This window comes from Parasphingorhabdus sp. W113, assembly GCF_055693205.1.
Genome location: NZ_CM146328.1, coordinates 1,958,942 through 1,985,399, shown reverse-complemented (window position 1 = coordinate 1,985,399; position 26,458 = coordinate 1,958,942). Strand labels below are relative to the sequence as shown.

At 55.6% G+C, this 26,458-nt stretch carries 27 protein-coding genes and 1 tRNA gene; 16 read left to right on the top strand and 12 right to left on the bottom strand.

Annotation, left to right across the window (positions count from 1 at the left end; translation table 11 throughout):
* Positions 1-65 precede the first annotated feature (65 nt).
* The 3 genes from ACZ1GS_RS09440 to folE all read left to right on the top strand — a co-directional run bounded on the left by ACZ1GS_RS09440 (position 66) and on the right by folE (position 2,281).
* Positions 66-1,427 carry a caspase family protein gene (locus ACZ1GS_RS09440; protein ID WP_472694954.1) on the top strand — a complete coding sequence of 454 codons (1,362 nt, stop codon included), beginning with the start codon at positions 66-68 and terminating at the stop codon, positions 1,425-1,427.
* Between the two features lie 51 nt (positions 1,428-1,478).
* Positions 1,479-1,555: transfer RNA gene (locus tag ACZ1GS_RS09435), tRNA-Arg, on the top strand.
* A gap of 105 nt (positions 1,556-1,660) precedes the next feature.
* A complete protein-coding gene (gene folE / locus ACZ1GS_RS09430; RefSeq protein ID WP_472694953.1) occupies positions 1,661-2,281 on the top strand; it encodes a GTP cyclohydrolase I FolE in 621 nt (206 codons plus the stop codon).
* 90 nt (positions 2,282-2,371) lie between these two features.
* On the opposite strand, the gene ACZ1GS_RS09425 is transcribed toward folE, so the two are convergent.
* From ACZ1GS_RS09425 to ACZ1GS_RS09395, 7 genes are all read right to left on the bottom strand, one after another.
* Entirely contained in the window at positions 2,372-3,028 is a 657-nt protein-coding gene (locus tag ACZ1GS_RS09425) for a Fe2+-dependent dioxygenase (protein ID WP_472694952.1), read from the bottom strand.
* On the bottom strand, positions 3,028-4,077 hold the full coding sequence (locus ACZ1GS_RS09420; protein ID WP_472694951.1) for a hypothetical protein: 1,050 nt from the start codon (positions 4,075-4,077) through the stop codon (positions 3,028-3,030). Before ACZ1GS_RS09420 ends, ACZ1GS_RS09425 begins: the two co-directional genes overlap by 1 nt.
* A 91-nt stretch (positions 4,078-4,168) precedes the next feature.
* Positions 4,169-4,834, bottom strand: a complete 666-nt coding sequence (gene rplI / locus ACZ1GS_RS09415; protein ID WP_472694950.1) for a 50S ribosomal protein L9 — start codon at positions 4,832-4,834, stop codon at positions 4,169-4,171.
* 11 nt (positions 4,835-4,845) lie between these two features.
* Positions 4,846-5,070 carry a 30S ribosomal protein S18 gene (gene rpsR / locus ACZ1GS_RS09410; RefSeq protein WP_108810187.1) on the bottom strand — a complete coding sequence of 75 codons (225 nt, stop codon included), beginning with the start codon at positions 5,068-5,070 and terminating at the stop codon, positions 4,846-4,848.
* Between the two features lie 20 nt (positions 5,071-5,090).
* Positions 5,091-5,471 carry a 30S ribosomal protein S6 gene (rpsF, locus tag ACZ1GS_RS09405; RefSeq protein WP_472694949.1) on the bottom strand — a complete coding sequence of 127 codons (381 nt, stop codon included), beginning with the start codon at positions 5,469-5,471 and terminating at the stop codon, positions 5,091-5,093.
* 358 nt (positions 5,472-5,829) lie between these two features.
* A complete protein-coding gene (locus ACZ1GS_RS09400) occupies positions 5,830-8,388 on the bottom strand; it encodes a TonB-dependent receptor (RefSeq protein ID WP_472694948.1) in 2,559 nt (852 codons plus the stop codon).
* Between the two features lie 85 nt (positions 8,389-8,473).
* Complete coding sequence (locus ACZ1GS_RS09395) at positions 8,474-9,115, bottom strand: TetR/AcrR family transcriptional regulator (protein ID WP_472694947.1); 642 nt, start codon at positions 9,113-9,115, stop codon at positions 8,474-8,476.
* Between the two features lie 148 nt (positions 9,116-9,263).
* Between ACZ1GS_RS09395 and ACZ1GS_RS09390 the strand changes: the two genes are divergently transcribed.
* From ACZ1GS_RS09390 to ACZ1GS_RS09380, 3 genes are read left to right on the top strand one after another with little or no spacing between them, the layout of a single operon-like run.
* Complete coding sequence (locus ACZ1GS_RS09390) at positions 9,264-10,370, top strand: acyl-CoA dehydrogenase family protein (RefSeq protein ID WP_472694946.1); 1,107 nt, start codon at positions 9,264-9,266, stop codon at positions 10,368-10,370.
* Positions 10,370-11,572: an acyl-CoA dehydrogenase family protein gene (locus ACZ1GS_RS09385; protein WP_472694945.1), complete on the top strand. Its 1,203-nt coding sequence runs from the start codon at positions 10,370-10,372 to the stop codon at positions 11,570-11,572. The genes ACZ1GS_RS09390 and ACZ1GS_RS09385 overlap by 1 nt, the downstream gene beginning before the upstream one ends.
* A 24-nt stretch (positions 11,573-11,596) precedes the next feature.
* Positions 11,597-12,865 (top strand): alpha/beta fold hydrolase, encoded by a 1,269-nt coding sequence (locus ACZ1GS_RS09380; protein ID WP_472694944.1) that lies wholly within the window; start codon positions 11,597-11,599, stop codon positions 12,863-12,865.
* A 150-nt stretch (positions 12,866-13,015) separates the two neighbouring features.
* On the opposite strand, the gene ACZ1GS_RS09375 is transcribed toward ACZ1GS_RS09380, so the two are convergent.
* Positions 13,016-13,714 (bottom strand): PEPxxWA-CTERM sorting domain-containing protein, encoded by a 699-nt coding sequence (locus ACZ1GS_RS09375; RefSeq protein WP_472694943.1) that lies wholly within the window; start codon positions 13,712-13,714, stop codon positions 13,016-13,018.
* Positions 13,715-14,004: 290 nt separating this feature from the next.
* Between ACZ1GS_RS09375 and ACZ1GS_RS09370 the strand changes: the two genes are divergently transcribed.
* The 3 genes from ACZ1GS_RS09370 to ACZ1GS_RS09360 all read left to right on the top strand — a co-directional run bounded on the left by ACZ1GS_RS09370 (position 14,005) and on the right by ACZ1GS_RS09360 (position 16,219).
* On the top strand, positions 14,005-14,604 hold the full coding sequence (locus ACZ1GS_RS09370; RefSeq protein ID WP_472694942.1) for a sigma-70 family RNA polymerase sigma factor: 600 nt from the start codon (positions 14,005-14,007) through the stop codon (positions 14,602-14,604).
* Complete coding sequence (locus tag ACZ1GS_RS09365) at positions 14,601-15,542, top strand: hypothetical protein (protein WP_472694941.1); 942 nt, start codon at positions 14,601-14,603, stop codon at positions 15,540-15,542. The genes ACZ1GS_RS09370 and ACZ1GS_RS09365 overlap by 4 nt, the downstream gene beginning before the upstream one ends.
* Before the next feature lie 98 nt (positions 15,543-15,640).
* Entirely contained in the window at positions 15,641-16,219 is a 579-nt protein-coding gene (locus tag ACZ1GS_RS09360; protein ID WP_472694940.1) for a hypothetical protein, read from the top strand.
* Positions 16,220-16,352: 133 nt separating this feature from the next.
* Here ACZ1GS_RS09360 and ACZ1GS_RS09355 read toward each other — a convergent pair whose 3' ends face one another.
* The gene (locus ACZ1GS_RS09355; RefSeq protein WP_472694939.1) at positions 16,353-17,633 is read right to left on the bottom strand and encodes an acyl-CoA dehydrogenase family protein; all 1,281 of its coding nucleotides are present in this window, start codon (positions 17,631-17,633) and stop codon (positions 16,353-16,355) included.
* Positions 17,630-19,036, bottom strand: coding sequence for a phosphotransferase family protein (locus tag ACZ1GS_RS09350; RefSeq protein WP_472694938.1), 1,407 nt, complete (start codon positions 19,034-19,036; stop codon positions 17,630-17,632). Before ACZ1GS_RS09350 ends, ACZ1GS_RS09355 begins: the two co-directional genes overlap by 4 nt.
* A 142-nt stretch (positions 19,037-19,178) precedes the next feature.
* Between ACZ1GS_RS09350 and fabD the strand changes: the two genes are divergently transcribed.
* From fabD to mltG, 7 genes are all read left to right on the top strand, one after another.
* Positions 19,179-20,114, top strand: a complete 936-nt coding sequence (gene fabD / locus ACZ1GS_RS09345) for an ACP S-malonyltransferase (RefSeq protein WP_472694937.1) — start codon at positions 19,179-19,181, stop codon at positions 20,112-20,114.
* 8 nt (positions 20,115-20,122) lie between these two features.
* Positions 20,123-20,554: a GNAT family N-acetyltransferase gene (locus ACZ1GS_RS09340; RefSeq protein ID WP_472694936.1), complete on the top strand. Its 432-nt coding sequence runs from the start codon at positions 20,123-20,125 to the stop codon at positions 20,552-20,554.
* 18 nt (positions 20,555-20,572) lie between these two features.
* On the top strand, positions 20,573-21,316 hold the full coding sequence (gene fabG, locus ACZ1GS_RS09335) for a 3-oxoacyl-[acyl-carrier-protein] reductase (protein WP_472694935.1): 744 nt from the start codon (positions 20,573-20,575) through the stop codon (positions 21,314-21,316).
* Between the two features lie 17 nt (positions 21,317-21,333).
* On the top strand, positions 21,334-21,864 hold the full coding sequence (locus ACZ1GS_RS09330) for a hypothetical protein (RefSeq protein ID WP_472694934.1): 531 nt from the start codon (positions 21,334-21,336) through the stop codon (positions 21,862-21,864).
* A gap of 99 nt (positions 21,865-21,963) precedes the next feature.
* Entirely contained in the window at positions 21,964-22,200 is a 237-nt protein-coding gene (locus ACZ1GS_RS09325; protein WP_472694933.1) for an acyl carrier protein, read from the top strand.
* A 154-nt stretch (positions 22,201-22,354) separates the two neighbouring features.
* Entirely contained in the window at positions 22,355-23,608 is a 1,254-nt protein-coding gene (fabF, locus tag ACZ1GS_RS09320) for a beta-ketoacyl-ACP synthase II (protein ID WP_472694932.1), read from the top strand.
* Positions 23,609-23,615: 7 nt separating this feature from the next.
* A complete protein-coding gene (mltG, locus tag ACZ1GS_RS09315) occupies positions 23,616-24,587 on the top strand; it encodes an endolytic transglycosylase MltG (RefSeq protein WP_472694931.1) in 972 nt (323 codons plus the stop codon).
* A gap of 205 nt (positions 24,588-24,792) precedes the next feature.
* On the opposite strand, the gene ACZ1GS_RS09310 is transcribed toward mltG, so the two are convergent.
* Together ACZ1GS_RS09310 and ACZ1GS_RS09305 are read right to left on the bottom strand one after the other, a co-directional pair.
* A complete protein-coding gene (locus ACZ1GS_RS09310; protein WP_472694930.1) occupies positions 24,793-25,383 on the bottom strand; it encodes a hypothetical protein in 591 nt (196 codons plus the stop codon).
* A gap of 44 nt (positions 25,384-25,427) precedes the next feature.
* Positions 25,428-26,399 (bottom strand): NAD(P)H-dependent flavin oxidoreductase, encoded by a 972-nt coding sequence (locus ACZ1GS_RS09305; protein ID WP_472694929.1) that lies wholly within the window; start codon positions 26,397-26,399, stop codon positions 25,428-25,430.
* Positions 26,400-26,458 lie beyond the last annotated feature (59 nt).

Below are 26,458 nucleotides of genomic sequence, written 5' to 3'. Positions count from 1 at the left end.
AGAATGGCGGCGCGGTCTGGCACTATCGGTGCAAGGAGGGGGCGATCACAAGATTTTGGGCGATATTGCTGATTATTGCGGGTTTTGCGTGGTCGGATTCCATCCAGGCCCAGCGGGTCGCACTGATTATCGGCAATTCGACCTATGTCCATACCAGCCCGCTCGCCAATCCGGTCAATGATGCCAAGCTGATTGCCCAATCCGCGCGTCAAGCGGGATTTGATGATGTGACGGTCGCGCTCGACCTGGCGACAGACGATTTTCAACGGACGCTGCGGGATTTCCGGAAAAAGGCCAATGGCGCCGATGTCGCGATGGTCTATTATGCCGGACATGGCATTGAAGGGCAGGGCAAGAACTGGCTGATACCGGTCAATGCCGAGCTGAAATCGAGCCTCGATCTGCCCTATGAGGCGTTGAACCTCGACCGGGTTATGGAATCCCTGTCCGGCGCCCAGATTCGCATGGTGGTTCTCGATGCCTGCCGGAACAATCCGTTTGCGCGCTCCTGGCAATCGGGCACCCGGTCTCTGACGCGCGGGCTGATCGGTGTCGATGCGGATGATGTTCTGGTCATCTACGCCGCTGCGCCCGGGCAAACCGCGATGGACGGAGACGGCGCAAACTCACCCTTTGCATTGTCCTTTGCAAAACGCCTGCCCCAGCCGGGCCTGCCCGTGCAGTTGCTGGGCGGCATGGTTCGCGACGATGTGCTGTCGACCACCGGAGGCACGCAGCGTCCGTTTGTCAGCGCCAGTATTACCGGCACGCCAGTCTATATTGTAGGCGAGGGGGGCACGAGCAGTGTCGCCACCCCGGATGCCGCACCGCAATCCCCGGAAATCGTGCAACTGGATGAAACGGCGCTCGATGCGCTGGCCTGGCAGGGCGCATTGCAAGCCGATACGCCGGCCGCCTACCGATCCTATCTCGACGCTTTTCCAGCAGGGAAATTCGCGCGTCTGGCGAGCGAGAATATTGCCGGGAACAGCGCGACACGCGACGCAAATGGACAGGTGAGCACACCCGCTGGACTGGTCAACGCGTTGTTGCCGTTGCGCCATGCAGTGGCGACTGCGGAAAGCTTGCCGATTGACGGCATCTGGACGGTGTCGACGATCAGGAAACGGATACGCATGGAAAAGGGCCGCGCTTTTGCCCTTGACGGATGGACGCAAGCGCTGGTCTTCAAAGTGCTGCCGGACATGGTTGTTTTGCGCGACGTCAAACGGACCGGGCCGGGTCGCTATCAGGCGGATGATCTGCCGTTGACCGCCCGCGCGCAGCTGACATTGCGGCCTGACGGGAATATTGACGTCCACGCGAAAACCTTCCCGTTTCCGGTGAAATACACGTTAATCCGGGAAACGCTGGACAATGTCGGGGCGATGGAGCGGGAGCAGCTGGCGGTTGCTGCGGAAAAGTGAAAAAACCGGTTGCCAGCCAGCGCTTCACGCCCTATCTGCACCCTTCAATAAGCGCCCGTAGCTCAGCTGGATAGAGTACTTGACTACGAATCAAGGGGTCGGGAGTTCGAATCTTCCCGGGCGCGCCATTTTCCCTCCATCACTGCTGATACGGTCTTAGGTGCACTTGCACTGTTCGGGCTGGAGGCTTAAGTTGTTGGCATTGTGTTTGATAACCACGCAAAGGACGCCACTTGGCCGATTATTCTGAAACTTTCGAAGATGCCTTAGCTGCGCGCGAAGCGGCGAAACTGCCGGTTCCGGACGATGTCCAGGAAGCGGTCAAGACGCTGTTGCGCTGGTCTGGTGAAGATCCGGACCGCGAAGGCCTGCTCGATACTCCGAAGCGAGTGGCCCGGGCCTGGAAAGAATATTGTGAGGGCTATCAGGAAAATCCTGCGATCCATTTGGCGCGAACCTTTGAAGAGGTGGGCGGTTATGACGAGCTTGTCTTGCTCAAGGACATTCCGTTCCATTCGCATTGCGAACATCATATGGCGCCGATTATCGGCAAGGCAAGCATTGCCTATATGCCCACCGACCGGGTCGTTGGCATCTCCAAGCTGGCGCGGGTGCTGCATGGCTTTGCGCGGCGGCTCCAGGTCCAGGAACGTCTGACGGCCGAAGTTGCCGAATGCATCTGGGACAATCTCAAGCCCCATGGCGTTGCAGTTGTCATCGAAGCCAGCCACAGCTGCATGACCGCGCGCGGTGTGCGCACGCCGGGGGTCGGGATGACGACCAGCCGTTTGCTGGGATGTTTCCTCGACGATGCCCGCAGCCGCAAGGAAGTCATGAGTCTTATGGGCTACTAGATATTTGGCTCAAGCAACGGTCTGCTCGTGCGGACCCGAAGAGCGGAGATCACCTTGCCGGTTGTATGATTTTCAATGAAAATCAGTAAATTAGTCCATCCAAAGGCGCATGAGATTATACTGGATCGCCTGCATCCGGGTATAATTTTCCTGCCGCATGTTAAGGCCTTCCAAAGCGGCGACCTCATTCAGTTCGTAGAGCAGGTTCCGCTTCATGATATCCGGAACCTTGCTCTGGATGAAGGTGATCGCGACCATGCGCTCGCCTTCCGCAATCTCTTCGACTTCGTGCAACGTATGGGATGGATAGACGACGGCCGTGCCGGGCATGCCTTTGAAGCGCATGCCGGCTTCGCCCTGGGTCACGTGTAGCGCACCGCCCTTATAGTCATCCGGATCGTTGAGGAAAATCGTGCAGCTGAGATCGGACCGCAGCGGACCATCGGGGAGCGGGATGATCGCGCTGTCGGCATGCAAGCCATAATGCATGCCGGGTTGATAACGCGTGATCAGGGGCGGGGCGACGCGCTCGGGAAAGGCGAAATCGGTAAATTCCGGATTGCCCATCAGCGCATCCAGCAGGATCTTTGACGTTTTGTTATAGGCGTCGAGATCGTGCAACTGGAGGTTGTTCTTGACCTTCGAATGGGGGTTGCTGATCTTGCCATCAACAAATTGGCCGCTGGCGGCAATCCGTTTCACTTCGTTGATCTGGCTGCTGTCCAGCAACTTGAGCTGTTTGAACATTATCGTCTCGCCTCAATCCATTGCAAACTGTCGGCGATCAAAGGATATTTCGATGCCAGCTGTTCGACCCATAGCATTGTCGCACCGATCTCTGCAGCATGTTTTTGGGCGGCTTCATCGAGCAGATCCTGCCGCAGGTCCGGACTATAGTCATGTTCAGGCGCCTTGGAATAAGACGACATAATCGGTCCGGCGATCAGTTGATTTGCGGTTTCATCGGTCTGATCGAGACCAAAATGGTGGGCAGCGACCTGCAACTTGTCGATAGGATCTGCGAGGAAGGCATCGAAATCCATCCACAAGATTCGGTCCCCCGCAATCTGTTGCTGTGCCTCCATCAAACTCGTGAGTTCGCTTAGCCAGCTCAATGCGACGCGTTGCGCGAGCGACAATTCCCACAATTGCGCGCAGGGTTCTCCGAGCCGGCGATTGAGTCGCTGCAGCCGGGAGGCCGCCATTGTCTGGGTTTCCTGAACCGACGCTTCGCCCGCCAAAATGGTTGGCAGATAGCGATCCAGGGCGACGTAAAGAAACAGGGCGCGTTCCTGACCAGAAAGCAATTGTCCCGTCATCTCGCTGACGAAGCTGCTCGCCTTGATCATCACCCGCTGGTTTTCGTCAAACACCCGCGACAGCCAAGCGCGACTATGAGTCAGACGCTGTGCATATTGGGCGGGCGACCAGGGGCTTTGTGGTTGGTCGCAAATTTGCGATACTTCGCAAAGGGTGCGCAACAATTGCGGCTCCCTGAGCGCCAGGATCGCCGGATGTTCGCCCAGCAAGCGAGACATCAGAGTGGAGCCGACGTGGCCGATATGGAAAATATAATGCGGCGCCGGTAAATTGGGCAGCGGGATGCTATCGAGCTCTGGCCAGGAGACCATCTGCCGCGGCAATTGTGGTGTGACGATGCGCTGGTCGAGAAAGCTGGCCTGGCGATAATCCGCTTCGGACAGCCGAGACAATAATATCTGGTCGTTGGGAACATCCGGCAAATGCGGCAGCAAGCTCGCATCCAGCGGAAATCTCTCTTGCCAGCTTTTGGTCACAGTAGCCCCTCGCACTCATGAAAAAGCCCGGAGGCGGATTGTTACAGTGTAACGTTCCGGCCCCGGGCTTTTCTATTCCATATCACCGCGCTTATTTTTCTTCGTCGGTGCTTTCTTCAGCCGCATCATCTGCTGCGGTTTCAGCTTCGCTGTCGCCTTCGGCAGCATCAGCATCTTCAGCAGCGTCTTCGCTGGCTTCCGATCCGTCATCTTCGCTATCCGGCATCAGCGCATTGGCCGCCAATTCCGCTTGTTCTTCTTCGAACATCTGAGCGATCACGTCGATGCCGTCTTTCTGCAGTTCGGCTTCGTCATCGGAACGCGCAACATTGACCTGGACATTGACCGAAACTTCGGGGTGCAGGCGAATGCGGACGTCGAAAACACCGAGCGTCTTGATCGGTTTTTCGAGGATGACCATGCTTTTTTCAACAGTGGCGCCTTCGGCTGTCAACGCTTCGACGATATCGCGAACCGAGACAGAACCATAAAGCTGACCGCTGGCGGACGAGGCGCGGATCAGAATGATCTGCTTGCCATCGACATCGCTCGATGCCGTCTCGGCATCTTTGCGCTTGGCTTCGTTATCCGCTTCAATCTGCGCACGGTTGGCTTCGAAAACCTTCTTATTGGCTTCGTTGGCGCGCAGGGCTTTTTTGTTGGGCAGCAGAAAATTACGGGCATAGCCGTTCTTGACGTTCACGACATCGCCGATGCCGCCAAGATTTTCTACGCGTTCGAGCAAAATAATATCCATCGTTTCTGCTCCTATTTCACGAGGTACGGCAGCAGGCCGAGATGGCGAGCGCGTTTGATTGCCTTGGACAATTCGCGCTGCTTCTTGGCGGAAACCGCGGTAATTCGACTAGGTACGATCTTGCCGCGCTCGGAAATATATCCCTGCAGCATTTTCACATCTTTATAGTCGATCGGTTGTGCGTTCTTGCCGGAAAAGGGGCAGCTTTTGCGGCGACGGAAAAATGGACGTCCCATATCTTTACTCCTTTTCTAACTTAACTGTCGTCACGGTCGCGGCGCGGACGGTCTCCGCCACCACGGCGGGTGTCGCGTTCGGGCTTGCGCATCATGACCGATGGGCCTTCCTCATGCTCATCCACGCGGATGGTGAGAAAGCGAATAACATCTTCGTTGATCCGGGTCTGGCGTTCCAGCTCGGCAATCACGTTGGTCGGCGCGTCGAGACGCAGCATGACATAATGGGCCTTGCGGTTCTTCTGGACCTTGTAGGCGAGCGTACGCAGACCCCAGGTTTCGGTCAGAACGACCTTGCCTTCATTGGCTTCAACAATTTTGGTGGCTTCCTGAGCGAGACTATCAACCTGTGCCTGTGACAGATCCTGACGCGCGAGGAAGACATGCTCATACATTGGCATGCAATATTTCCTTCATTTCTACCGATCGCTGACGCCGCACCATGCAGACACGCCCCTCCGGCTTTCTTTGTTTTCCGCGCTATCGCACATGATGGAATCATGCAAAACACCACAGAAGCGGCGCCTATGAGCGATTTGGGGAGGGAATGCAACCCTTGTGCGGCGGTTCCTCTCTCGTGCGGCGCAGTTATGCCAATCCGTTTCCTAGTGCACCTGCGCAGTTGCGCGCTGAAACCGGAAATGGAAATAAGGTTGATTATTGTGTTTCCACCAGACTCCAAAAAGGCGGCCAGTACCCCTACCAGCCGCCTCCTTTGATCCAACGGGAGAGAAGGACCAAAACTTGGTTTTTTCGCGTCTAGAACTTGCCGCGAAGCGTCAAGCCATACATCCGTGGTTCCTGTGGGAACGCCGACCGTGATCCCGAGCGCAGCGTGGTGCTAAAGGTAACGCCGCGCGTGATTTCGTTGGTCAGATTGGTAACCCAAGCCTCGATTCCCCAAGCATCATTAATGTCGCCGATACCGGCACGCATGTTGATCTTGATATTGCCATCCTGGATATCAAAGGGCAGCAAGGGCGTATTGCCCAGGGCTGCAGCCGTCGTCGGCGGTGTTCTTGGCTGAGTTGATGTCCGGCGATCGCTCTCGGCGCGGATTTGACCGTTCACAAAGAATTTCAGACTGTCACCAATATCCCCGCGATAGGTTGCACCACCAATGGCCACATATTTTGGCGCATTGGTCAGCGGGCTGCCGCACAGATTCTGCACCCGGAGGGGATTGGCTGTCGTCGCACAATCATTCGGATATTCTGCATCAGCATAGGTCATTGCCATGTTGAACGTCAGGTTCTCGCTTGGCCGGATGGTGGATTCAATTTCCACACCGGTTGATTCCGCCTTTGGAACGTTAAACGTCTGGAACTGAGCACCGGTAAATTCCAGAACCTGGAAGTTCGAAAATTCCTCATGGAATGCTGCGATGTTCAGTGTGACCGCATTGTCCAGGAATTTTGCTTTGAAACCAATTTCATAAGCATCCACTTCTTCCGAAGCAAAGCGCGGGTCGGCGCCACCAATGGCTGCGGTCGCATCAAGGTTGAAACCACCCGATTTATAGCCATGCGTGAAGCTGGCATACATGGTGACCGGATCGGCAAATTCATAAGACAGTTTGCCGGTGTAGATCAGCTCTTCATCCTTGAAATTGCCTTCAAAGGTGCGCGGCAATGGCAATACCGCTGAAGCGGCCAGATCAGCTGGCGCAACAAACGGAAAACAGCCAGTGATCAGCGCCGTTGGAACCAGAGCACCCGGGATACGGGGTTGACCCGCAGCCAAAGGTCCGCCCGCGACATTGTTCACAATACCGGGGCATGCACCGGGGTTGGATGCCAGCTGCTGGAACGAGCCATCTTTGCTTTCATCAGAGTAGCGCAGACCGATCGTGGCTTTCAGCCCGTCCGTGATCTCCAGTGTGTTGTGGGTAAAGATCGACCAGCTTTTGCTGCTCTGCGTGAATCGGTTGGTGCTGCTGGCCCCGTTCGGACTCACTCCGCCTGCGAACAAAGCCAAAGGCGCCGGTCCGAATGCACCGCCGGTTGAAGGCAGCAACAGGGCGCTGATAAACTGATCCCATTGCGATCCGAGCGTGGAGATAGCGACTGCGTCGATATCTTCGTCGGAATAATAGGCGCCGATCAACCATTCGAGACTGCCACCGAAAGCTTCGCCCTGGACACGCAGCTCATGAGTCATTGTTTTAATGTCCGTGCCATCGTCAACATTGCCTGCGAAATCACCGACGTTGAAGATGTCGAGTGCGGTAAAGTCACTGTCCGATTTGCTTTCAGAGTGGAAGTCGCGGTAGGAACCGATATAGATCAGGTCAACAGTGTCACTCAGCGGAAACTCAATCTCTCCCGTGATGCCCCATTGATCAAGATTGCTGGTCTGCGCAAAACTTTGCGATGCCACCAGACCATCGAGCGCCCGCCGCGCGCCAGCCGGGTCCGTAATGCTCTGCGCTCCATTGCCCGCTGGTACAAAATTGCCACCGGTCGCACCCAGTCCCGCAAGACCGAACACACCGCCGGTTTCGAGCGGAGATTTCAACACCTCCACCGGAGCACAGCAATTGCCGTTGATTTCGGAATAGTCGAATATGAGACGCGCCGTCACACCGCCATCGCTTTCATAGCCAAGCTGACCACGCACGAGGAACTGATCAAGTTCGTTGGTCCGGCCAACTTCGCCGCCCTCATTGACAACGCGAACAAAGCCATCGCGCTTGCTATAGGCTCCGGTGAAACGGGCAGCCAGGGTATCCTCAACAAGCGGAACGTTAACCGCTCCCTGGAGATTGATTGAATCATAATTGCCGTAGCTGGCATTCACAAAGCCGCCGAACTCATTCAGCTCCGGACGCCTTGTGGTCAGGTTCAATGCACCAGCCGATGTGTTGCGGCCAAACAGCGTGCCTTGCGGACCGCGCAGAACTTCCAACCGTTCGACATCAACAAATTCGGAAAGAGCAACACCGGGCCGCGACTGATAGGCACCGTCAATGAAGATACCGACAGCGGATTCAAAACCGATATTGTTTGATGTCGTACCAACACCGCGGATGCGAAGGACATTCGTACCGCCCGAATTTTGTGCGTTTGAGCTGGAAAAGCTGGCAGAAACCTGAGAGATCTGGGTCACGCTTACAACGCCCTGACGCTCGAGCTGCACCGGGCTAACCGCGGTAACGGCGAGCGGAATGTCTTGAACATCCTGTGCGCGGCGCTGTGCGGTAACGATGATGACATCGGCATCTGCGGCGTCAGCGCCATCCTGGTCTTGCGCATATGCAGGTACGGTAATCGCCGTGCTGCACATCGCGGCCATAAGAATCCTGTTAAACGTTTTCATAATTGTTCTCCCTGACAATATTTCCAAATTTTTTTGGTAATTTTTAAGAAACGATAGTGATTTTATTCGCGCTGCCGCGATGGTCTTAACTCAGCACCTTTCTTAGAATTGTAGAAAAGGTATGACGAACAAGTTCCAAAGTTAGCCTTCGGCTGTTCTTGTCCTCTTGGACTACGACCCCCGGTTCAAATTGAGCTGAAATTGAAAGCAAATAGGACGCAGTGGTCCGCAGGTCATCTTCGGTCCATTTTGATCCAGCGGATCGTAAGGCGCTTACATAGCGATCAATGGTTTCTGCTTCATACCATTGGAGCAAGCTCTTTAGGCTTTCCTCATGCGTCGCAGCGTTGCGCAAACCAATGTCGTATATCGACCAGAAGCCTTCTTCGTGCATGCGGCTAAGGTAGTTTTCGTTAAACTCACGCCATTTGGCATCCGCAGGTATTGCAGCGATGGTACGATCAAAAATCTTGAGCCTGAGCTTCAAGCGTTCTTCAAGCAAAGTGTGAAGGACAGAAGTCTTGCTTGGAAAATAGTCGTAAATTGTACTGAGGCCCACACCAGAGGCTGCGGATATCCGGCGCATGCTGAACTTTTCGAATCCATCTTGAGAAAGGATTGTTCGTGCCCCATCCAATATCTTGGACTGGCTTTCTTTTCCGCGATTCTGTTGAGGAGTGCGTCGCAAGGTCGCGGATTTTGGCATTTTTCTGGCATTTATTGACATGCTAACTCCTCCCTCCGAACAACAGCTTGACTTCCCAAATCTCGCCTGCCTAAAACACGAACAGCCGTTCGCTTTCTCCAATATGAAATAAAGTGGCATATTTGTAAAGTCGAAAATCCAGCATGCGGAACACGGGAAGCATCATCACATGAGCCAGATATCTGACGAAGATCGCCAAGCACTAAGAGACGGATTTGCTCGGTACCTTGATGCCGAAGCGCATGAAGAAAAGCTGCGTGCAGGTATCGCGAATAATCGAGGGTATGATGAATCCATCTGGCAGCAGATGACCGAGATGGGATTGCTCGGCATTGCTATCTCGGAAGATTTTGAAGGCGTTGGCGGCGGCGCAATAGATGTTGCGCTGGTGATGGAAGAGCTCGGCCGAAAGCTGTTACCTGTTCCGTTTGTTTCTACTTGTGTTGTTGCGGCGGAAATGATCACACGCTTTGGACCGGACTCTATCAAAGAAGAATTGCTACAGAAAATTGCAGCGGGGCAACTTACCGTGTCCACGGGCGGAGCCGGCGATTTTGTATCACTTTCCGATGACCATCACAGCCTGTCCGCAAAACCTTCTGACGACGGCTGGATAATGAATGGAGAAGTTTCGTTTGTTTCGCACGCCGGCGTTGCAGATTATCATTTGCTTGGTTTGAAAGACGACGGCGTGCAATCGGCCTACCTTGTAAAGGCATCGGATGCTGTTTCTGCGGAACGCTTGACCACCAACGATCCCGCGCAACGTTTATTCACGCTCAATTTCTCTGATGCAGAGGCGATCAAATTGGAAGACATGGATGCAGAGGGCATCAATCAGGTGCGTATGCGTGGTGTGGCTGCCGTCGCTGCCGAACAGGCTGGAGCGACACGCGCTATTTTTGATATAACGATGGAATATCTGCGTACCCGCTATCAGTTCGGGCGTCCTATTGGTTCCTTTCAGGCGATAAAACATATGGCGGCAGACCTACTGGTTGAGGTTGAATCTGCTACCTCTGCGGCCCTTGCTGCGGCGAAGTCGTTGGATGCCGGGTCATCGAGCGAAGAAAAATTTGTTTCTCTGGCCGCTTTCACTTGCAAAGATGCATTCAGAACCGTCTCAGCGCAAGCAATCCAAATGCACGGCGGCATCGCCTATACCGAAGAACATATCGCGCATCTCTATTGGCGGCGTGCCCGAGCAGGACTGTCCCTCTTTGGCAGTTCGGACGAGCATCGCGAGCATTACCTGAAAAGCCGGGAGGCAGCATAATGGCTATATTGGATCGAAGCGCATCCTCCGAAGATATTAACAGTGTCGTCGAGGCTTGGCTGGACCAGCATTGGGATTCCGAAAAACGCTGCGCGAAAGGCGAGGATAGCTATGATGAAAAATCATGGCTGACCAAGGTTTTTGAAGCAGGTTTTTGCGTGCCATCCTGGCCAACGGAATATTACGGACTTGGCCTTTCCCAAAAACAATCCGGTATCATCGAAAAGGCATTTGCAAAGCGTAAAGCCCAAGGCTCCGCCCGTGATCGCTTTCATTTGGGTGCTATTACGGTGTTCAAAGTCGGCAGCGAGGAATTAAAACGCGCGATGCTGCCGGTCATGCTCACCGGCCCAATATGCTGTCTGCTCTATTCGGAACCTAATGCTGGTTCCGATCTTGCGGGTGTGAGGACAAAAGCGATCCCTGATGGCGATGATTTTATCATCACAGGTCAGAAAATCTGGACTTCCAATGCTCAGGAAGCCGAATATGGGATGCTGCTGACACGTACAGATTGGGATGTTCCCAAGCATCGCGGCATTACGTTCTTTCTGTTCCCTATGAAACAGGATGGCGTCGAGGTTAAACCGATTAATCAGATTACTGGCGAGTCCGAATTTAACGAGGTCTTCATCACAGAGGCCCGCGTTCCCGCATCGCATACTATCGGTAATCTCAATGAAGGTTGGACTTCGTTCCAGACCGCTATTGCCTATGAACGGTTGATCATGGGGCAAGGGATTACCGAGCGTCGCGGCAAATCAAAGGCGGATAGCGAACCACAATTGATCACACTGGCGCGTAAATATGAGAAATATGACGATCCGACTGTTCGCCAAAAAATCGCCCAAGCGTTGGCCTATCGAGAGCTTAACGGCTTGAACATGCAGCGGGCGAAACAAGAGATAATGACCAACGGATCGCCCTCTTTAATGTCGCTAGGCAAACTCGCGATGTCACGCGTTCAGCATGGTGAGGCGGCGATAGCAACAGATTTGCTCGGCAATGCGGCGTTGCTTGATGGCGACGATTATCCGGACGCAGCCAACATCAATTTCGATGCCGCCAAAGCCTATATGAACAGTATCGGCGGCGGCACCGACCAGATTCAAAAGAACATCATCGCCGAGCGCGTGCTCAACCTGCCCAAAGAGCCCGATATGGATCGCGAAGTGGCTTTCCGGGATGTGAAGTCGAGTTGAGAAAAATCCGATTAGGAGACGAAAATGAGCAGAAAAAACGGACCCTTGAAGACAGGAATAATGGTTATGGCGCTCGTAGCGTTCGCCTCTCTTTCCGGCTGTGCTGCCACTCTCGATGAATCTCAAATAGTAACAACGGTTAGCGGGCCCGCCAATATGACGTTGGGCGATAGCTACTTGTCTGACTTCTATCAATTCAGCGGCGAAATTGCGCAACCGGGCAAACTTCTCCGTCAAGAACCACTGGACAAGCAACAATCCAATCCCGGTGCCGGAGAAAACATCCGCCTGTTATATTCGTCGACAGATGGCTTGGATGGGAAAGAACGCGTTGCTGTTTCAGGTGTGTTGTTTTTGCCTGAAGGCACTGCGCCAGAAGGTGGCTGGCCGCTAATGGCATGGACGCACGGAACCGTTGGAATAGCTGATATTTGCGCGCCGTCCTGGGACGGACGCCAAGAACAAGATCGAACGCATCTCAAATTCTGGCTTGAAAACGGATATGCAGTTGTTGCATCCGATTATCAGGGCTTGGGAACGCCGGGAACGCATCCTTATCTTGCCACTCGTCCCGAAGCCTATAGCAATCTCGATATTATCAGAGCAGTGCAATCTGCTAATTTTCCAGTATCGAAAAAGGTCGTGCTCTTCGGACAATCGCAGGGCGCTGGCGCCGCCGTAGCCACCGCAGCCTATGCCTCTGAATATGCGCCGGATGTGAATATTGTGGGCGTTGTCGCAACAGGCGTTCCTTATTTCTCTCCCAAGGCACTGGTTGCGCTTCAAGAGTCTCGCCCACCGGATCGCGTCGATCCGATGCTCGGATATCATATGCTGGCCCTGTCTTTGGTGCAGCGGATCAATCCGGCGTTCAAGCTGACGGACTATGTTGCAAAGGATATCTTACCGATTGCGCAATCCGTGCAGAATACGTGCCACAAAGATGTCAAGGCACGCGTCATCGCAGAGAAGCTGACATATAATCGGGTGTTCAAAAGGCCTCCCACTGAACCGCTGGTGGCTGCCTTTTCCAAGATGGGATACCCAAGTCTCAAACTGCCCGTGCCGACGTTTATCGGGACCGGCGGCAAGAACAGGGATACCCCACCACGGATGCAAGCCGCATTGGTTAAAGGGGCTTGCAAAGCAGGGTCTAATATCGTGTCAAAATTATATCCCGAACTGGATCATCGCGCCGTTGTTCCTGGATCAACCCACGACACATTACCATTTGTGCAATCGGTTTTTGCCGGAAAACAACCCCAAAGCGACTGCGACAACTTGCCGTTTTAGCAAAATTCGAAGGAGTCCCAATGTACGCTTGTGCGCCGATAGCGGACACGAAAACGCTTCCGTATCCATCCTGACATAAAGCCTTCGGGACCAAAAAAGGCCCCGCCAGATTGCGCTGACAGGGCCTTGGGGACATGTGTTGTTTCGTGCTTAAGCGTAGCTGACGTTGACATTCGCTTTGCGCTGGCGCCGCCGATTTGATCTCAAGGCACCGCCAATCGCGCCAAAGCCGAAGATCATGAAGGCCCAAGTGGCCGGTTCGGGAACGGCGGCTCCCAAAAATCCAAACTCGGTGACGAGGGCGGTTGCCTCAGCGGTTGAAAACGTACCCGTTTCATAGGCGCGCGATGTCACCGATCCAGAGCTGTCGGCCTGGAAAAAGGACTCGTAGCCATTATCCGTAAACAGGCCCAAGACGCTGACTTCCATCAGCAAATTGCCTGCGATCGGATCATAATTGAATGCCGTTCCGGCAAAAGACAGCTGTTCCGGCATTTCGCCGCCAACCGAAAAACTGCCAAAGGACGAGAGCAGGGCGCCGCGGTTGTCAGCCAAGGTGGATGACAGGCCGTTTACGGCGCCAGATGTCAGATAGAAAGAGATCGAATAGTCCGCTTCATCCATCAAGCCTTCAAAGCCGTCTGCGCGAAAGAAGCTGACCATATCAATTGCGGTCGTCGAAGCAAAGGACGATGCCGAATGGACCTGCTGATAGGTCAAGCCGCCGTCACTTGCAAAACAACTGAAAGGGTAGCAGTTTGCCGTGTCTTGCGTGCCAACTGTCACCGTCGCATTTGCGCTGGTTGCAAAAGCCAGTGCGAGCACCGGCGCCAATAGATATTTTTTCATAGTCCATACCCGTTTGTAGATAACTGAACTCCAAGGCGCGACAAGGGCGGCCCCGAGTCTCGACCCGTGATTTGGCTCGCATCTGGTCCAAATTCTGTCGAATAGTGAATATGATAGTAAGGATTTGTGCCATAATGGGACAGGGTTGGCGGCCCGACGGTTGGCGCTGGTCGGTGAGTGATCTGGATTCGGGATCGCAGATAAATTTGCGACAATCGCGAAGGGAATGTTCATCTGCTGCGTTATAACGTCATGTACGCAAGACGGGAGCAGATGGCATTGGCAGCGAGATGCTGAAACAGGACGACAAGGAACCGGATATCCGGACCGACAGCGATGATGCGCTGATGCTGCGCGTGCAGGAGCAGGACAGCGCGGCCTTTCGGGTGCTGATCGACCGCCACGCGGATGTCCCATTCCGGATCGGTTGCCGGATGATGGGCGACAGCACCGAAGCGGAGGATATCGCGCAGGAGACTCTGTTGCGTCTTTGGAACGGCGCGGGCACCTGGCGGGGGCAGGGGCCGGGTGTGGCCGCCTGGTTGACCAGGGTCGCCACCAACCTGTGTATCGATCGCCTGCGCAAGGCCAGGCGTATCAGCGGCGATGAACCGCCGGAAACAGCCGATGATGCGCCGAATGCGGATAAGCTGGTCGACGAAGGCAAACAGGCAGATGCGGTCAAGCATTGCATCGGCAAGCTCGGCGATCGCCAGCGCGCGGCGGTGATTCTGACCTATTATGAAGAGCAACCCAATGCAGCTGCCGCAGAGGATCTGGCGATGAAGATAAAAGCGTTTGAGTCGCTGCTGTTTCGCGCGCGCAAAGCATTGAAAGACTGTCTGGAGGCCAGCCCCTTTGTCGATCAGCCAACAGGGGATCAGCCATGACACAAGCCTTTCCGCCGCATATTGATGCGCTGTTGCAGGACTATACTGTGCCGGCTCTCCCGGATGGCTTTGCCGATCGCGTGCTTGCGGTTGCCGTGGAAGGCAAGCCCGCACCGACCGCAGCGCCCCGGTTCTGGCGCTGGCGGCCGAACAGCCCCTGGACCCGGGGCCGCTATCTAGGATCAGGCCTGATCGGCGCCGCAATGCTGAGCACGGCAGCCGCCGCAGCGCTCAGCCTGAGTGAGAGTCCGATCCGGATCCCGATTGTCAGCGATCTGGTCGAGCAGGTCCTGCCCGCACCAGAGCCAGCAGTGGTTCGGACAGAAGATCCCGCGAGTCCCGGTGTTGAAAAGCGTCTGGAAGCAGAAAGGCTCGAAGATGCAGAGCCAGCGCTGCCGTCCAAAAAATGGCGCGATATGGATCGTGCAGAGAAACGGACAGTGGTAAAACAGGCCGTGGAGCGGCGGAAAAAGCGAATTCAGCAAAGGCGGATTGACCGCGGGCTGGAGCCTCTCACAGACGCGCAATTGCGCGAGCGCCGGGCCGCTTTGCGCGCGCGTATGCGCAATGGCGAGATTGACCGTCGCGCGGTGAAAAAGGCGATCCGGCGCGATATCGTGCGCGAACAGCGTCGGTCCCAGTCCAGCGCGGCAGCGCCAGTGGCTCCCTCTGGCGATTCATCCATTGCGGCCTCGGGGCCTACGATTGACGAGCTGTCGGCAGCGGAAAATCCCCGCCAGGTCTGGCGATCGCTGTCTGCCGATCAGAAAACCCGGCTGTTGGATGGTTTGCCCGATGATCTGAAAATGCAGCTGCGCAACGCCACACCGCAAGAACGGCGCCGGTTGCTGCGGGAATGGCGCAAGCGCCGGATCGATGCCGGTCAGACGCCCGCAATTCTGCTTCCGTCCGATGATAAGGACGATTTTTCGGAATAATTTGTCCGCCGGCGAAGGGTTCGCCGCTCCCGCACGTTGAACCACCAAGAGAGCAAAGAAAGGCTCTCTTGGTGAAGCAAAGTGCAAAGGAGAGGAAAATGAAACATCTGGCAATAATCCCTGCGGTCGGTCTGTTGTTGAGCAGCCCGGCGTTGGCAGACCCCCGGACGAAGACGGTGACGATCGACAATCCGCGCTTCGAAGGCGAGAAAACTATTGTTCGCGACCGGTCGGCGGGCACCTACAGCAATGATGCCACGGTTACGCGCAAAAGCGATGGCGCGGTGGCGACCAGCGCCTATGATCGATCCCGCACAGACAAGGGTTGGGAAGCCAGCGGGTCGCAAACTGGTTTTCAGGGCCGGACACGCAGTTTTGACTATGAACGGCAACGGGTGCGTGGCGGCTTCCGGGCGGAAGGCACCGCCACGACGCGCAATGGCGAAACTTATGATTATCGCGCCGGGCGGCAACGCAAGGCCAATGGCTATGTCGCCGGGCGTCAGGTGAAAGACAGCCAGGGCGACACGGTTTTTGGCAAGCGGACGCGCACGCGGGCTGTCGATGGCAGGATTGTCCGGAACACCCAATCGGTGCGCGAACCGGGCTTTCGGCCGAAGCGGATCAAGCCCTTGCGACCCAAGACCATTCGCGCAGGCCGGAGAGCAGCGCGCTGATTTGACCGACGGGTTTGGTTGGTTACGGGAATCCTGTCCGAACAATGCACCCCCTGCGGACAGGATTCTGCTCGGGAAGCAGAGCATCCCGTCGCTCTGCTTCCCTTTTTTGTCTTGAGATCTTGGCCGGCGCTTATTTCCGTTTGGATTTGTTCAGAAAACCGAACATGTCGCCGGCAATCTTGCGCATTTGGATTTCCTCGGATCCCTCGGTGATGCGGTAGCGCCGATGGTGGCGATAAATATGCTCGAACGGTTTGTGCCGGGAATAGCCCATGCCGCCATGCACCTGCATCGCCCGATCCGCGGCGTCACAGCACAGGCGGTTTGCGCGATAATTGCACATCGAAACCTGGGCCGAGAGATATTTTGCCACATCCACCTTGGGCATTTCGTCCATCTGGGCGGCAGTCTTGTAGATCAGCTGCCGCAGCATCGCGGCTTCGGTGTGCAGTTCTACCAGCGGAAACTGGATGGCCTGGTTGACGGCGAGCGGTTTGCCGAACGGCTTGCGTTCCCCAGCGTAGCGGACAGCCTCGTCGATACAATATTGCGCCGCGCCGAGTGACGAGGCGGCCTGCCGGATCCGGTTCTCGTGAACAAAATGCTGCGCGGCCGCCAGCCCCATGTCGAGATCGCCCAATATCGCATCGGCGGGGACCCAGACATTGGTATAACTGCATTTGGGGTGATCTGTGGGCATATTGAATGTCCACATATATTCTCCGACTTCAAAGCCCGGCGCATCGGTCGGGACCAGAAAACAGCCAATGCCCTGCGCATCGCCGTCCTTGCCGCGATGCCGGGCAAAGGTCATCACATGGGTGGCAACATGCAGCCCCGTGGTCCACATCTTGTTGCCATTGATCAACCAGCCATCGACGCCGTCGCGCTGTTCGGGCACTGCGGTGGTATCCATCCAGGTTGCGTCGGAGCCATGATCTTCCTCGGTCAGGCCAAAGCACCATTTCATTTCACCGGCGAGCATGGCGGGAATGCATTCCTGCTTTTGTTTCTCTGTGCCGAAATCGCGAACCATCAAGGGTTGAACAAGATTGCCGACAATCGAATTTTCATTCTGCAAATCATTGTGCAAACCAAGGCCCTTATGGGCGAGATGCTCGCGAATGCGCGCCATGCCGAGATTGCTGCCGTCCTGTCCGCCAAAGGCCTTGGGCAGGGCATAGCGAAAATGTCCGGCGGCATCGGCTGTCTTTCGCATTTCGTCGAGCAACGCTTCCCATTCCTTCGTCGGCAACCCCTGATTATCCCAGTCGGTGCGCGCATTTTCCCGGCGGTGATCGAAAAAGCGGATATTGTCGTCACGCTGTTCTATCGGCTTGATTTCGGCGTCGATAAACGCGTCGAGTACGCCAAGATAATCCTCGATGTCCTGGGGTATTTCAAACGTCATGATGATGATCTCCGTTTTTGAAGCGCGACTTTCAGGCCGGCATATCCGGGTTGGTCGATCGCCAGGCGTTCCAGCGCTGACAATCGGAAATGATTCCACAGTCCGGGTGTTGCGATGTCCACGGTGCCTTCTGCAAGGCCGCGACAAAGCTGTCCATGCTCATATCCAATAGCCGAAAGGCGCTCCGAGGAGGCCGCGCCAAAGGCTGCCCCCCAGGCGGCTTGCCGACGGGCAATGCCCAGCGCATTGCCAGCAACCCGTGATTGAAAGCGGTCATGTCCGGATAATCCGGGTTGGACATGGTCGCTATTCCATTCGCCGAGCGCTGCCAGCAATTCGGCATATCCGGTCTCACCGCGGACCGTTGGCTCCTCCGGCATCTTCCAGTCCAGCGAAGTTGTGAGCGCTTCCGGTAACAGCTCTTCAAACTGCAGGATAAGGTCGATTTCCACTTCCGATACGCGGCGGCCAATAACAGTCCGTTCCAGCGACCGATCACCGCCGCTCCGCCAGATCTCGCCCATGACCATACAGGCCACACCCCACCAGACCGTGGAGTAGATCAGCCAGAAGCGGAACCGATCGGGGTCAACAGCCTCGCCGGACTGATCCGCATAAGCGGCCAGGAAGGCCTCCGCGCTATCAAAGCCGCCAGCCACTTTCTCATAGTGTCCGAAACGCCAGCTTGGGGTGCAGAGATAGGCAAGATCCTGAACCGGATCGCCAAAACGAGTCAGTTCCCAGTCCAGAACCGCTGACAGGCCTTCCGGCGTGACCATCAGATTGCCCATGCGGAAATCCCCGTGCACCACGGCCTTTCGGGAATCCTCCGGAGCATTGTCGAGCAGCCAATGAAACGCATAGTCATAGATCGGTATCGCACCGCCGATCTCGTCATATTTGTCTTTCTGAAGGGTCATCAGTTCGCGCGGCGAAAAATAATCGAGCTTGTCGGCCATGGCGGCGGGGTCGATGCTATGGATCCGGAACAATTCGCTCGCACATTGCTCTGTAAGGCGCGCTTCCGCGTCGGCAAAGGCAGGGTTCCCAAGGATTTTGTGCGGAAGGGTTTCGCCTTCGGCCTTGTCCATGATGAAGCCGTCCCCGATCCCATCGTCAGGATGCAGCTCCGCTCGGACAATCGGAGCGGTGACGCCTGCTTGAACCGCGAGTTTGATAATCTCTGCCTGGATCAGGAGCGGAATGCCGCGCAAGCCTTCGTCGTCCGGATCAATGCCGGCCGGCAGGCGGCGGAGGACAAATTCTTCATCACCATAGACAAAAGCCCAGCTTTCCATGCTGGCACCACCGGATAACCGGCGCAAATCAGAAAATGGTCCGTCACCATCCAGGTTTCGGTGGCAAAATGCGGCCAGTTTTTCTTCGAAACGCAGCTGATCCATGGCTCGGGCCTAATCCCCGGAGAAATTATTGCAACGATTTTTAACTGATCAATTGAATTGTCGGGCTCTTGCACGCGACCGGTTTCAGGCCTAATTGCGGCAAAACGACTTTGCGATCATATCAATTTAAACAGGGGCGAACATGCGCGCATTTATTTTTCCAGGACAAGGTAGCCAGGCGGTTGGCATGGGCAAGGCACTGGCGGAAGCCAGCAATACCGCGCGGGAAGTTTTTGAAGAGGTGGATCACGCGCTGGAACAAAACCTGTTTCAGCTGATGTGCGAAGGGCCTGAAGATGAGCTGACGTTGACCGAAAATGCGCAACCGGCGATCATGGCCAATGCGATTGCGACCTTGCGGGTGATGGAAAAAGAGGGCGGCAAGAACCTGGCGGACCTGTGTGATTATGTCGCCGGCCATAGTCTCGGCGAATATACCGCATTATGCGCCGCTGGCGCCCTCAATCTGACCACCACGGCGGAATTGCTGAAATTGCGCGGGCAATCGATGCAACAGGCTGTCCCGGTCGGCGAAGGCGGCATGGCGGCTCTGCTGGGCGCGGATATCAAGAAAGCCGCCGGCTTGGCACAAGCGTCGGCGCAGGGCGATATATGCACGATTGCGAATGATAATGACCCGACGCAGGTTGTGATTTCCGGTCATCTGGCAGCCATTGAACGGGCGATCGGGCTGGTCAAGGACCATGAGATCAAGCGCGGGGTGTTGCTGCCCGTTTCGGCACCATTTCATTGCTCGCTGATGCAGCCGGCAGCCGAGATCATGGAGGGCGCGCTGGCAGAGGCCAGCATATTGCCGCCAGTGGTTCCCGTTTTTGCCAATGTCACAGCGAGCCCAGTCAAAGATACGGATGAAATTCGGTCGCTGCTGGTCGAGCAGGTGACAGGCACGGTGCGCTGGCGTGAATCGGTCCAGCATATGACTGATGCCGATGTTTCTCAGTTTGTCGAATTTGGCGGCAAGGTGCTTGGCGGAATGGTCAAGCGAATCAACAAGGAAGTCTCAACCGTCAGTCTGGTGTCGATGGACGACATTGAAGGCTTTTTGAAGGAGCTCTAGTTCTGACGATGGCGATGGCGATGGATGTCGAGATATTGACGGTGACGGAAGAGAATGTCGCGTTGATGGACACTGTCGCCGATCACCTGTTCGACGAGCCGGTCCAGCCGGATTTGCTCTCTGCCTTTCTCGCCGACAAGACGCATTGGCTGGTTGTGGCGATGATCGACGGTTGTGTGATCGGAAAATGCACCGCGATGGTCCATCGCCGCCCCGACAAGCCGGATGAGCTGTATCTCGATGAAATTGATGTCATTTCAAGCCTCCGTCGACAGGGCATCGCCAAGAAGATGCTCGCGAAAATATTGGAAATGGCGGATGAATGGGGTTGTGATGAGTGCTGGCTCGGCACCGAAAAAGACAATATAGCGGCACGCAGGCTATACGAATCCAATGGCGCCAAGGCCGAAGAGTTCGTTTTATATTATATGGAATATTGAAACCGATAGGGGATTGGCATGTTTGATTTGACGGGAATGACGGCTTTGGTAACGGGCGCTTCCGGGGGCATCGGTTCGGCCATTGCAAAGTCGCTGGCCGCGCAAGGCGCCACGCTGGCGCTGTCCGGCACGCGCAAGTTGACCTTGATGGACTTGATTCCCGAACTGGCCGGTGAAGGGCATGTGGTGCTGCCGTGCAACCTGTCGGACGCAGAGGAAGTGAATGCGCTGGTCCCGGACGTAATCGAAAAGCTCGGCAAGATTGATATTCTGGTCAACAATGCGGGCATCACGCGGGATGGCCTTGCAATGCGGATGTCGGATGAAGACTGGTCGGATGTGCTGCAGGTCAATCTCGAATCGGCCTTCCGTCTGGCACGCGCTGCGGCTCGCCCGATGATGAAGGCGCGCCATGGCCGGATTATTTCGATTACCTCCGTTGTGGGGGCCACAGGCAATCCGGGTCAGGCCAATTACGCCGCCTCGAAAGCAGGACTGGTCGGCATGTCGAAAGCCCTGGCGCAGGAACTCGCGTCCCGCGGGATTACGGTAAATTGCGTCGCTCCGGGTTTCATTGAATCCCCGATGACCGATGAACTGCCAGATGCCCAGAAAGAAGAACTGAGCAAGAAGATACCGGCTGGGAAACTGGGAACCGGCGCCGATGTTGGCGCAGCCGTCACCTATCTTGCCAGTAACGAAGCCTCTTATGTCACCGGGCAGACCGTGCATGTGAATGGCGGCATGGCGATGATCAGCTAGAAATTCGGAAAATGACTTTGACGTCCTGGATCCTGGCGATGGCCGCCGCAAGCGCACAGCCTATGCCAACCACTGGCCTGCTGACCATAGAAAATCTCGATTGCGTTAGTCGCCAGCTGTCTCCCGAACAGGTGCAATCCTATTTCGCGCTCGCGCGCAAGGGACAGGAAGCGGCTGCTCTTCAGTCTGCCGAAAAACTGGTGAACCAATGCCAGGCCCAATATGGATGGACGGACAGGCAGAGCCAGAATGCTTTTCGTGTCGCGGTCATGGACGGCTGGTTGCTGCAGGACGGGTTGATCGAGAAAATTCAGCGTCTGGGCGATTTTCGTCCGTTTCTGGATCTGTATTATGGGAATAATGTCAAACCCACCGGACGGCACATTCTCGAAGATCTTTTTGCGTCGGGCCAGATGGACAAGGATCTGACCGCCGTCGGCTTTCCAAAAGACGAGGAATCCCGTGAACTGGCGTATAACTATTGGGAGTGGCGAGGCGCCCTTTGGGATATTGAAGAAGATTTTCGGAACGGCGAAATCCGGCAATAGCTTATCTCATGTCACAAAGCTGCTCGTGCCCCCTTGCAAGCAACGCAGCATGCCACTAGGACAAAGTTGAAATTCATTCCTAACGAAGAAGGAACTCTCATGAGTGAGACTGCAGACCGCGTAAAAAAGATTGTTGTTGAACATCTTGGTGTTGAAGCTGAAAAAGTGACCGAAGAAGCGGCCTTCATTGATGACTTGGGTGCTGACAGTCTCGACATTGTTGAACTGGTCATGGCTTTTGAAGAAGAATTCAGCGTCGAGATTCCGGATGATGCGGCTGAGAAAATCGGCACCGTCAAAGATGCGATCGACTTTATCGACAAGAATAAAGGCTGATTGATTTTCGGACGAAGCCGTTTGCAACGGCTATCAGTCCGGGGCCAAAGATCGCTAAAAGACTATCAAGCGGCTCACCGGCCTGGGATTTTTTCCTGAACCGGTGGCCGTTTTTCAATTTGGGCAAGAGAAGCCCGTTTAGGAGGAGCATGATATGCGTCGTGTTGTCGTAACTGGACTAGGATTGGTAACACCACTGGGTGGAGACGTGGAGACCAGCTGGTCCAATATACTGGCTTCCAAATCCGGTGCCGGGACGATCACGCGCTTTGATGCATCCGACCAGAAATGTCATATTGCCTGCGAGGTAAAGCCTGCAGACCATGAATATGGCTTCGATCCCAACCTGCGCGTGGACCACAAGGTTCAACGGCAAGTCGATCCGTTCATTGTTTATGGTATTGATGCGGCTGGCCAGGCCTTGGAAGATGCCGGGCTCACCGAAATGAGCGATGAAGACAAGCTGCGCACCGGCTGTTCGATCGGGTCCGGAATTGGCGGATTGCCGGGGATTGAGAAAGAATCTTTGGTGCTGCACGAGCGTGGTCCGGGACGGGTAAGTCCGCATTTTGTCCATGGGCGATTGATCAATCTGATTTCCGGTCAGGTTTCGATCAAATATGGTCTGATGGGCCCCAATCACGCAGTCGTGACCGCCTGTTCAACCGGAGCGCATAGTATTGGTGACGCGGCGCGCATGATCGCGCTTGATGATGCCGATGTGATGCTCGCCGGCGGGGCCGAGGCAACCATCTGTCCGATCGGGATTGCCGGTTTCGCGCAAGCCAAGGCGCTGTCGACGAATAATGACGATCCGCAGGGCGCGTCGCGTCCCTATGACAAGAACCGCGACGGGTTTGTCATGGGCGAGGGTGCCGGTGTTGTGGTTCTCGAGGAATATGAACGGGCCAAAGCCCGCGGCGCAACCATATATGCGGAAGTGGTCGGCTATGGTCTATCGGGCGATGCCCATCACGTAACCGCCCCGCATCCGGATGGCGTTGGCGCATATCGGTCGATGGAAATGGCGCTGAAGCGTTCGGGCCTTTCGACGTCCGATATTGATTATGTCAACGCGCACGGAACCTCGACCATGGCCGATGTCCTGGAACTGGCCGCCGTGCGACGCCTGTTCGGTGATGACATCAAGACCATGTCGATGAGTTCCACCAAATCCGCGATCGGCCATCTGCTCGGCGGTGCCGGCGCGGTCGAGGCGATTTTCTGCATCCTTGCGCTGCGCGATCAGATCGTCCCGCCGACATTGAACCTCGATGACCCGGAAGACAGCTGTGCCGGCGTGGATCTGGTGCCGCATGTCGCCAAGAAACGCGAAGTGAAAGCGGTCTTGAGCAACAGCTTTGGTTTTGGTGGCACCAATGCCAGCATCATCATGAAAGCGGTCTAGCCCAATCATGCGGCGCTTCGGTTGCCTTATTCTCGTGTTTGCCGCGATTGCGGTTGCGATCCTGGCAGGCAATTTCATGTATGGATGGAATGCCAGTGGTCCGCTGGAGCAAGAACGCCAGATTATCATCAAGTCGGGCTCGAGCCTCGGTGTGGCTGCCCGAACGCTCGAAAAAGAGGGCGCATTGCGCTCGGCCGACGCCTTTCTCACGCGTGCGAAGATATTTGGCGGATCGGAACCGATCAAGGCCGGCGAGTTTGTCATTCCCGCAGGGGCCAGCAATGCGACGATCCTCAGCATCCTGCAGGGCGGCAAAACGGTCCAGCGCCTGATTACCATTCCCGAAGGAACGCCATCAATCATCGTGCATGAAAAAATCATGGCCGAACCGCTGCTGACCGGCAATATCCCGGTGCCGGCGGAGGGGTCGGTTTTGCCGGACAGCTACAGTTTCGAGCGGGGTGAAGCACGCGCCGCGGTTGTCGCGCGGATGCAAAAGGCGATGCAGGATACGGTTGCCGAACTCTGGCCCAAAAAAACCGCTGCCAGCGTCGTCAAAACGCCGGAAGAAGCGGTGATTCTCGCGGCAATCGTCGAAAAGGAAACCGCATTGGCGCGGGAACGGCGCACGGTCGCTGCGGTCTATGGCAACCGGATCAAGCGCAATATGATGCTGCAGGCGGATCCGACGATCATCTATCCGATCACCAAAGGCAAGCCGTTGGGGCGCCGGATCCGGCAATCGGAAATCGCGGCGGTTAATGACTATAATACCTATTCAATGGTCGGACTGCCCAAGGGGCCAATTGCCAATCCGGGCCGGGCATCGATTGAAGCGGTGCTCAATCCCGCTGACAGTGATTATCTGTTCTTTGTTGCAGACGGCAAGGGTGGGCATGTCTTTGCCAAGACATTGGCCGAGCATAATGCCAATGTCGAAAAATGGTTCGCGATCCGTCGGGAACGGGGTGAGATGTAGGACCACTTGAGACGGCTTTATTCCGGGCCTTGATCTTATAGAAAAACCACCAAAGCCGCCGCCGACGCAGCGCACATATCGTGTCTTCATTCCTTGTCCGAAGATAGCCATTTTAGTTGGTGTCTGAATGTTTGAGCACCGGCGTCGATACTGGTGCAGGCATCCATCGGAAAGCGGATTTCCGGCCAGAGAGCGAATAATGATCTCAGTCGTTCGAGCGGTCAGATCTGGCGGCTACAATAATGATTCCGGCATCGACCATCTTGGGGTCATCCAGTCCATCCGTCGGCATGACCACCATTCTCAGGCCAGTTTTGCCATCCTTTTCAGGCTTGCGCCAAGACATTGTGTTAAGGGGAGAAAATTCTCCAGGCATGTCATTTTCGGTCATGCCCACCGCGTCGGCGCGCGTGGTCAACCGGTCGAGAAAACCCGACCGTTCGACACCCAGCATCATGGATTCGTCCGAAGGACGCGAACTGAGAATGATGCAATAACGGTCCTCGCTATCCTCGCCCCATGCCACCACATAACGGCTCGAGAACAGATGATGGATAGCGCCGTTATCGGTATAGCGGGCGCGCAGCATTTCCTTGCCCTTGGCGGTGATCGGCAACAGCGCCAAGCCTTCAAATGGGGCGCGATCCTTTTGCACAAAACCGAGGCAATCATCGAAAATGATCCGCATCACCAACGGTTCGTTATTGTCGATTGTCCGGGGCTCTGACGCAGCAGCGGGAAAGGCCGACAATGTGCAGCCGATCAAACCGACGGCGATCGATCGTAATTTCCGCATGCAAAGCCACTCCATGTTTTCAGCCCAGCATCGGCTATGCTGGATCAGTAATTAAACCGATCCTTCAGGCTGTCGCGCGCTTCCTGATATTCGGCGGTGAGGCGGTCGACCATTTCCTGTACCGAACGTACTTCGTCGATCGCGCCAATGCCCTGGCCGCTGCCCCAAATGTCTTTCCAGGCCTTTTTCTCGGTATTGCCGCCAGAACCGAAATCCATCGTCTTATAGTCGCCTTCCGGCAGATTTTCTGGGTCGAGGCCGGCATTTTCGATCGAGCCGCGCAGATAATTGCCGCTAACGCCAGTGAACAGGTCGGAATAGACGATATCCTTGGCGCGCCCTTCGACAATGCCGTCCTTGTAACCCTGGTCGGCATTGGCTTCCTTGGTGGCGATAAAGGCCGAGCCCATATAACCGAAATCGGCGCCCATGGCCTGGGCGGCAAGGATCGAAGCGCCGCAGCCAATCGAACCGGACAAGGCGACCGGGCCATCAAACCACTGACGAATTTCCTGCATCAACGCGAATGGCGAGGTTGTACCCGCATGGCCACCCGCGCCGGCGGCGACGGGAATAAGCCCGTCAGCGCCTTTTTCGATCGCCTTGTGGGCGAACCGGTCATTGATGATATCATGCATGGTGATGCCACCCCAGCTATGGACGGCCTTGTTGAGATCTTCAATCGCGCCGAGGGAGGTGATGATCATCGGCACCTTCCATTTGGCGCAGGTTGCCATATCCTGGTCGAGGCGATCATTCGACTTGTGGACAATCTGGTTGACCGCAAAGGGCGCTGCGGGTTTATCCGGGTTGTCGCGGTTCCAGGCGGACAGCTCCTCGGTAATCTGATGCATCCATTCGTCGAGCATGCTCTGTGGACGCGCATTTAGCGCAGGGAAGGACCCGACAATTCCAGCTTTACATTGCGCAATGACCAGCTCGGGACCGGAGACGATGAAGAGCGGCGACCCAATAAGTGGAAGGCGCAGATTTTCGAATTTTTCAGGTAAAGCCATGGAATTCCCCGTTGCTGATTGTTACGCTGACATAGCCGAAGCGTCAGCGGATTCCACTG